Annotated in this window: 3 protein-coding genes; all 3 read right to left on the bottom strand. The window is 62.9% G+C overall.

Translation table 11 applies throughout. The annotated features are described in order from the left end of the window. Positions 1–347: 347 nt before the first annotated feature. Positions 348–2,309 carry a MacB family efflux pump subunit gene (locus HU767_RS28175; RefSeq protein ID WP_186710325.1) on the bottom strand — a complete coding sequence of 654 codons (1,962 nt, stop codon included), beginning with the start codon at positions 2,307–2,309 and terminating at the stop codon, positions 348–350. A gap of 2 nt (positions 2,310–2,311) precedes the next feature. After that, positions 2,312–3,463, bottom strand: a complete 1,152-nt coding sequence (gene macA, locus HU767_RS28170) for a macrolide transporter subunit MacA (RefSeq protein ID WP_186710323.1) — start codon at positions 3,461–3,463, stop codon at positions 2,312–2,314. Positions 3,464–3,541: 78 nt separating this feature from the next. Further along, on the bottom strand, positions 3,542–8,997 hold a 5,456-nt coding region (locus tag HU767_RS28165), incomplete at its 5' end, for a non-ribosomal peptide synthetase (protein ID WP_186731072.1).

Genomic DNA, 8,997 nt, shown 5'->3' with positions numbered 1-8,997 from the left:
CACAATTCCTGTGGCGAGGGAGCTTGCTCCCGCTGGGTCGCGAAGCGGCCCCAACACGGTCGACTCCATCAACCAGACGGACCGAGCTGCCAGGGTTTAGGGCCGCTTCGCAGCCCAGCGGGAGCAAGCTCCCTCGCCACAGGTTCAATGTCTGGCCTCAGGTTCCATGTCTGGCCTCAGGTTCCATGTCTGGCCTCAGGTTCCATGTCTGGCCTCAGGTTCCATGTCTGGCCTCAGGTTCCATGTCTGGCCACAGGTTCCATGTCTGGCTTCAGGTTCCATGTTTGGCCTCAGGTTCCATGTCTGGCCTCAGGTTCCATGCCTGGGTTCGAGCCCGGCAGCCCGGCTCAATCCCGCGCCAATGCATTGATCGGATCGAGCCGCGCGGCGTTACGCGCGGGCACGAAGCCGAACACGATGCCGATCAGGGTCGAACAGACGACCGCGGTGACGATCGATCCCATCGAGAACACCATCTGCCATTCCTTGACGAAGATCGAAAAGACATAGCCGATACCAAACGACAGCGCGATGCCAATGGTGCCGCCTATCAGGCACACCATCACCGCCTCCACCAGGAACTGCTGGCGGATGTCGGACTGGCGCGCGCCAACGGCCATGCGGATACCGATCTCACGGGTTCGTTCGGTCACCGAGACCAGCATGATGTTCATCACACCGATGCCACCGACCACCAGCGAGATGATCGCAATCAGCGAGAGCAGCAGCGCCAGGGACTGGCTGGTCTTCTGCACCGTCTGCAGCACGCTGTCGAGGTTGTAGGTGAAGAAGTCCTTGAGGCCATGGCGTTGGGTCAGGAGCTTGACCACATTGTCTTCCACGACTTTGCTCGGTTGCCCGTCCTTTATTCGCACCGTGATGCTGTCCAGGAACCGCTGGCCCAGTAACCGGCCGGCCGCCGTTTCATAGGGCATCCATACGTTCAGGCTCTTGGAGGTGTTGAAGACGCTCTTGCGGTCTTCGGTCACGCCGATGACCGTGCAAGGCAGGTTATCGATGAGGATCACCTTGCCCAGCGGATCGGTGTTCGGGCCAAACAATCGCTGGCGGGTATTGTGGTCGATCACCACCACTTGTGACTGTCGCCGGGCATCGTCCTTGCTGAACGCGACACCGGAGCCGATCTTGATCCCGCGAACCTGGAAATAGCTATCGCTGACACCGTTGACGGTCGCGTTGACGTCGATGTTTTCATAGCGCAATAGCAGATTACGGCCAACGTTGGGGGTCGCGCTGTCGATGTAATACTGGTCGCCCAGGGCCGTGACGTCGGACAGCACCAGGGTTTCGATCGCGGTTGAGCGACTGTCCCCCCAATCGGCCCCGGGCATGATCTCGATCGTATTGCTGCCAATCGCCTGGATGTCCTTCAGGACATACGCCTTGACCCCTTCGCCGATGGCCACGATCGAGACCACCGACGTGATGCCGATGATGATGCCCAACATCGTCAGCAGGGTGCGCATGCGATGGGACACCAGCGCCACCCAGGCCATGTTGAACGCTTCGCTGAACAGCCCGAAGCGGGCGAGCAGGCCGTTCGCCGGCTTGACCTTGGCCGGGCGTGTGCCTTGTGGCGACAGGTCCTCCAGCGGTTGCTGCGGATTGGGTCGATCGCTGACGATCTCGCCGTCGCGGATCTCGATGATGCGCTGGGCATGGGCAGCCACCTTTTCATCGTGGGTCACGATGATGACCGTGTGCCCCGCCCGGTTGAGCTCCAGCAGGATCTTCATCACCTCCTTGCCGCTGGTGGTGTCCAACGCACCGGTGGGTTCGTCCGCCAGGATGATGTCACCGCCGTTCATCAGGGCCCTGGCGATACTCACCCGTTGCTGCTGGCCACCCGAGAGCTGGCTGGGCCGATTGCTCAGGTGCCCCACCAACCCCAGGCGTTTCAACAGTTCCCCGGCACGGCTGTGCCGTTGCGATTCGCCCGCGCCGGCATAAATCGCCGGCATCTCGACGTTGTGCAAGGCACTCAGGTGCGGCAGCAAATGGTAGCGCTGGAAAATGAAACCGAAGTGATCCCGACGCAACACCGCCAGTTCACGGTCGTTCATCGAACCGGTTTCGCGCCCATCCACCTTGTAGCTTCCGGCGCTCGGATGGTCGAGGCAGCCAAGCACGTTCATCAAGGTCGACTTGCCGGAGCCGGACGCCCCGGTGATCGCAACCACCTCGCCGGCATTGATCGTCAGGTTGATGTCCTTGAGGGCGATGAAGGCCTTTTCGCCGGCCTGGAAGCTGCGGGTGATGCCCTTGAGTTCCAGCAATGGTTGGGTCATGGTCAGGCTCCCGCCACGGCCGGGGTCGGCTCGCCGATAACGACCTTGTCACCTTCGGCCAGGCCATCCTTGATCTCGGCCCGGACGTTGTTGTTGATGCCCATGCGCACGTTACGCGGCTGGGCCTTGCCTTCGGCATCCAGCACACGGACCACGAAGCTGCCATCCTGGTTTTTCGCACCCAGGGCAGCGACGGGAACCGTCAACACGTCCTTGGCCTTGTCGAGGACGATACGGACCTGGGCCGTCATGGAAATGCGCAGGCGATGGTCAGGGTTCGGCACATCGAAGAGGCTGTTGTAGAACACCGCGGTATTTTGCTTCGGCGTCCCGGCGTTCTGGGTTTCGAGGAAGTTCTGCGGCGCCGGCTCAGTGCCGCGCAGCTTGGCGTAATAACGCTTTTCCGACTCGCCCAGGATGGTGAAATACACCTCTTGGCCAGGCACGATGTGGATCACGTCGGCTTCCGACACCTGCGCCTTGACCGTCATGGTGTCGAGGTCGGCGAGCTTGAGCAGGACCGGCGCCAGTTGCTCGGCAATCACGGTCTGGCCTTCCTGCGTGACGATCCCCACCACGTAGCCATCGATCGGCGCAACGATATGGGTGTAGGCCAGGTTGACCCGCGCGGTTTCCACTTGGATGCGGGCGTCCTTGATCTGCGCATTGAGGGAAAGCAGGTTCGCCTCTTCCACCCTGTAGTTGGACTCGGCGGTCTCGTATTCCTGCTTGGAGATCGCGTCGTCCGGTTGCAGTTTCTTGTAGCGATCATAGGTGGCCTTGGCGTCCTTGAGTTGCGCCGCCGTGGCCTGCCGCTTGGCCACCAGGTTCTCCTCGTTGACCAGGGCCTGGCGCAAGGAGTTCTGCGCCAGCATCGGGTCGATTTCCGCCAGCCATTGGCCCTTCTTGACCTTGTCGCCCAACTTGACCTTGAGCGACTTCAGTTGGCCCGACACCTGGGCACCGACATCGACCTGCTTGACGCCCTGGAGCGTGCCGGAGGCCAGCACCGCGTTTTCGATGTCCGTGCGTTCGACCATGGCGGTCAGGTACTCCGGCGGTTTGCCCGGCGATTGCGCGCTGTAGAAAACCAGACCGGCCACCACGACCAGGACGAGCACGATAGCGATTTTGCGAAACTTCGACTTTTCCATAAATAACCATGAGTGCGTTGATTTCAGGCCCGGCCAGCGTGGCGCCGGGTTCCATGGATGTGCGTCAAGGAAGAGCCGTCATACGTAATCACTGGCGGCCTCCTCGTCGAGCATGGGCAGGCCGTCGTGCCACCAGGCTGCCAGGTTGTGTACGTGGGGGGCCTTGAGGATCGTGAAGTGGTTGCCCGGACCGTACCAGATGCTGAGGTCAGGGATATGCTTGCGCCATCCTTCGATCATTTGCTCCTGTTCGCGTTTATTGCCGGCTGTGTCCAGGGTTGGATCATTGGCCAGCACCAACCGCACAGGCCCGGTGTAGCGGTGTTGCGGTTGATAGACCGTGCGCAGGGCCGTACCGAAGGCCCGCGCCGGACCGCGCATGGCATCCACCGCCGAGCGCTGCGGCAACATGCCGGCCCGAACCATGCCGGCATGCAGCAAGCGCATCTGCGCGGTATCGTCCTGGGTACCGAAGACCGTGGCATCGATGCCCAAGGACTTGCCAGACGCCAACTGCATCGCCTCGATCAGCCGATTCAGCACCCCCGTCGCGGTGTAGGGCTTGCCCACCACGCCGTTGCCGCCCGGCGACTCACTGTCGATCAGCGTCAACGAAGCCACCTTGCGACCCCGGGCATGCAGGCGGGCCGCCATCTCGAACACGATCCACCCACCGAAGGAATGGCCGAGCAGATGCACCGGCCCCTCCGGTTGTACCTTGTCGATCGCGTCGAGGTACGCCTGGGCGGCGGTTTCCACGAGACTGAAAGGCTCGGTGCTGCCGTCCAGCCCACGGTGTTGCAACCCATGGATAGGCCATTCCGGACCGAACGCGTCGGTCAGCCCGATAAAACCGGTCACGCTGTCGCCAGCCCCCGGCACGCAGAAGATCGGCGCCCGGTCGGCACGTCCGCCCTGGATCGTCAGCAGTGGCTGGTAACGGCTCCTCGGCGCAGGCGTTGGTCGTGCCGCGACGGTGCCCAGCGCGTCGCTGATGGCGAGGCCCAATGCCTTGACCTGGGGGGCTTGCATCATCGTCTGGTGGTTGCCCGGGACCTTGACGCAGTGCATTTGCGTCGTGGGCAGGACAGCGTCCCAGCCCAGGTAACCGGAATGCTCGGGCGCATCGTCCTTGCGTTCCTCGGCTATCAACAGGTGCACCGGTACGGAGATCGGATACACCAGGTAATGGGCCAGGGCATGACCGTGGGCCACCTCGCGATCCAGGTACTGCCAGAGCTGGGCCGCGCTGTAGCCGGCCAGCTCGGGCGGCAGCAGGCCTTCGTCGCCACACAGTTGCACCAGGTCTTCAAATGCGAAATCGTTCAATCGGGTCTGCAGATGGGCCAGCTTTTCGAGCACCGACGCCAGGTCAGCCTCAGCCAATATGCCGGCCTTCCAGAACACTTCGCAGCGGTCCAGTAAATGCCGAGCGTGGGCTTCACCCAATGACCAGCGCTCCCGGCCCTGATCCACCAATCGTGGCAGGTAGCTGTCGATCAGGCCGACAAACTCGACCTCTTCGTCCAGGCCAATGAGCTGGATGGCGATCTCGTAGGCCAACACGCCACCGAACGACCAACCGGCCAAGCGATAAGGGCCCTGGGGCTGGACCGAGCGGATGACCCCCACCAGCCGCGAGGCCAGGCATTCCATCGTCTGCAACTGCGGCTCGCCCCACGGGATGGCCGGCAGGCCATAGACCGGAATATCTGGATCGATGTGCTTGCCCAGCATCGGGAAGTAAAGATCCAGGCCGCTGAACTCGTGCACCAGGAACAGCGGGTTCTGCTGGCCGGTGGTGCGCACCGGTACAAAAGCCTCCTGCACCTGGACTTCGGTGCCGCGGGTCTGCAGCAACAACGCCATGGACGCGACGCTTTCGTGCTGGAACAGCTCGGCCAGCGATACCGTCAGGTTGGCTTGGGCCAGCAGCCCCAGCAAACGGACCGCCAGCAACGAATGCCCGCCCAGTTCGAAGAAATTGTCGTGGCGGCCGACCTGTTGCAGGCCCAGCACGTCTTGCCAGATCTGCGCGAGCACGGTTTCGATCTCACCTTGCGGGGCCTCGTAGACACGGCTGAAGACAGAGGCCTGGTCCGGTGTTGGCAAGGCCTTGCGGTCGAGCTTGCCGTTGGCGGTCAACGGCAAGGCATCGAGGCATACGTAGGCCGCTGGCACCATGTAATCCGGCAATTGCCCCTGCAAATGAGTACGCAGGGTCTCGATGTGCGGCGCAACGTCCAGGTCCCGTGGCGTGAAGTAAGCCACCAGGCGTTTCTCGCCCGGGACGTCTTCGCGCACCAGCACCACGGCGTCCTTGACCGCGTCATGCTGGGCCAACCGGGCTTCGATCTCGCCCAGTTCGATACGGAAACCACGGATCTTCACTTGGTCGTCGTTACGACCGAGGTAATCCACCGTGCCGTCCGCGCGCCAGCGGGCCAGGTCGCCGGTGCGGTACAACAACGCATCCGGATCGGCACTGAACGGATCGGTGACGAACTTCTCGGCGGTCAGCTCAGGGCGATTCAGATACCCTTTCGCCACGCCGTCACCGCCAATGTACAACTCGCCGGTCACGCCGATGGGCACTGGCTGACGATTAACGTCCAGCACATAGACGCGGGTGTTACCAATCGGACGGCCAATCGGAATACCGCCCTCGCCCACCTGTTTGATTTCGTAGGTGGTGGTGAAGGTGGTGGCTTCGGTCGGGCCGTAGCCGTTGAGCAGGTGCAGCGGCGCACCTTCTTTCAGGACGCGGCCGATCACTGTCGGGTCGAGTACATCGCCACCGACAATCAGGTAGCGCAACTGGGCGAACGCCGTCGTCAGCCCGGCGGCGTATTGATGGAACAGACCGGCGGTCATCCACAGCACGCTCACCGATTGCTCAAGCAACAACGCTTGGAAATCCGCCTGGGACAACAGCACGTCCCGGTCAACCACCACCACGCAACCGCCATTGAGCAATGGCGCCCAGACGTCGAGAGTACTGGCGTCGAAGGCCGGGTTTGAGGCGAAAGCGACCCGATCCTCGGCGTTGAAATCGGCGTAACCGTTATTGATCACCAGTCGGCTGATCGCCCGATGTGGCACCAGCACGCCTTTCGGTGTGCCAGTGGAACCGGAGGTGTACATGATGTAGGCCACCGATTCGCTGCTTTGCACCAGGTCGAGGTTATCAGCGGCCTCGTCGAAGACCAGCGTATCCAGATCCACCCGTAGCGAGGCTTCAGGCGCTAGCACGGTGCTCGACGTCAGCACGACTTGCGCCCCGCTGTCCTGCACCATGAATTGCTGACGCTCCAACGGCGCGCTGACATCCAGCGGTACATACGCGCCGGCACACTTGAGAATCGCCAGTTGGCTGACCAGCAGCTCAATGGAACGCTCCAGGGCAATCGCCACCCGATCGCCCGGTTGCACACCCAGGCCGACCAGGTGACGGGCCAGGCCATTGGCCCGGTGGTTCAACTCGGCGTAGCTCAGGCTGTGGGCGTCATGCACGACCGCAATGGCTTGCGGACGCTCCTTGGCCTGCGCCTCGAACAGGCCATGGACGGTCCTGTCCTGGGGATAGCGGCGAGTGGTGGCGTTGAAATCCACCAGTAAGTGGCGACGCTCGGCCGACGGCAGGATCAACACGCGGTTCAACGGTGTCTGCGGCATCTGTTCCAGCGCCTCGACCAGATGCTCCAAGGCGATGTTCATGTAGACACACATCCGTTGCGCACCGATCCGAGGCACCGCCAGTGCCGACACATAAAAACCTTCGCCCAGGTCATCCACCGACAAGGTCAGCGGGTAGTTGGTGCGCTCTTCACTGCCCAGGGCCTCGATGCCCTCCCAGGCGGCAAACGCTTCGCTCGACGCCGTGCCCATTGCGCTGTGCCGGTAATTGAGCAAGGCGCTGAACAACGGCAGCGGCGCGGCGACACCGCTGCAACGCTGGGCCAGGGACAGCGAGGCGTGCTCGTGCCCCAGCAGACCGGTCAAACGCCCGTGGGTGGCTTTCACCCCGTCACGCACGCCTCGGGTATCGACATCCACCCGCAATGGCAGGGTGTTGATGAACATGCCCAGTGCCCGGTCGGCGCCCTCGCCGCCCTGCATCCGGCCCATCAACACCGTGCCAAAGACCACATCCTGTCTTCCGGACACTTTGCTCAGGACTTGCGCCCACGCCAAGTGATGCAGGCTCGCGGCGCTCACCCCCAACTGACGGGCCTGGGCCCGCAGGCGCCGGCTGAGGTCGGCGGCGAGGTTGAGTCCGGCCGCTTCGATATCGCTGCCGTCGCCACGGACATCCAGCAAGCCGAACGGCAACGTGGGTTCCTCGATGTCGCCGAGCATGTCGCGGAAGAACCCTTCATGTTCCTCACGGCTCACGCCCAAGCGGGCCTGGGCCACGTAGTTGCGGAACGGCACCGCTGCGCCCAATTGGCCAGCATGGCCTAGCAGGTGCGCTTGCATCTCGTGTTGCACCACTTCCAGCGCCGTGTGGTCAAGGGCCATGTGGTGGAACAACAGCATGGCGATCCACCGCTGGTTGGCGGCGTCATGGCTGAACACCAGGCGCATCAACGGAGCCTGGCGTACATCGAGGCGCAGGTGCCGCCGGTCGAAGCGTTCGAGCAGTTGCGTGGCGACGTCGTGGCTCGGCTCGAAAACGCACTCGTCCAGAATCAATTGCGCCTGGCGAACGACCACCTGCACCGGCTCGCGCAAGCCTTCCCAGAGCACGGCGGTGCGCAAGATATCGTGTCGGTCGATGACGCCTTGCAACGCGTCGACAAAGGCATCCAGCCGGGCGCGATCCTTGAAGTTGAAGCTGGCCTGCTGCACGTAGAGATCACCCTGCTGCGAAGCCAGGTGGTGATAGAGGATTCCTTCCTGCAACGGCGCCAGGGCATAGATGTCCTGGACATTGCTCACACCGCCCGGCACCGTCGCGACAATCTGCTCGATCTCCTCCTGGGTCAGATCGGCCAGCGGCAGCATGTTCGGTGTGATGCGTGTGCAACCGGGGCTAATACCGTTGACCGGCACCACGACCTCCGTCGCGCCACCGACGGCCGCCGCCAATGCCGCCAGCGTCGGCTGGCCAAACAGCACGCGTACATCGGCGCTCAGGCCCACTTGGCGCATGCGTTCGATCAGCGTGACCGCCAGCAGCGAGTGGCCGCCCAGTTCGAAGAAGTGGTCGTGACGCCCCACCCGCTCAATCTGGAGCAACTCGGCCCACAATTGCGCCAGGGTCGTTTCGACGGTCCCCTGGGGTGCGGCGTAATCGCGGGTAATCACCGCGTCCAGGTCCGGTGCCAGCAGCGCCTTGCGGTCGAGTTTACCGTTGGGGGTCAGCGGCAGTGCGTCGAGCCGGATGTAGGCGGTTGGCACCATGTATTCCGGCAGTTGCTCCAGTAGATGAGCCCGCAAGACTTCGATGTCGGCGAAAGCTTCTGGCGCATGATGGGTGAAATAGGCGACCAGGCGTTTTTCCCCCGGTACATCTTCACGGGCCAGCACCA

This window comes from Pseudomonas sp. SWRI179, from assembly GCF_014268705.1.
GTDB lineage: Bacteria > Pseudomonadota > Gammaproteobacteria > Pseudomonadales > Pseudomonadaceae > Aquipseudomonas > Aquipseudomonas zanjanensis.
Note: the sequence above shows the minus strand (reverse complement) of the source record. Positions and strands in the feature narration are given on the sequence as shown.

What these genes read in the sequence shown, in the direction of transcription:
- macA (WP_186710323.1), bottom strand. Translation starts at nt 3,463, where the DNA reads ATGGAAAAGTCGAAGTTTCGCAAAATCGCTATCGTGCTCGTCCTGGTC.
- HU767_RS28175 (WP_186710325.1), bottom strand. Translation starts at nt 2,309, where the DNA reads ATGACCCAACCATTGCTGGAACTCAAGGGCATCACCCGCAGCTTCCAG.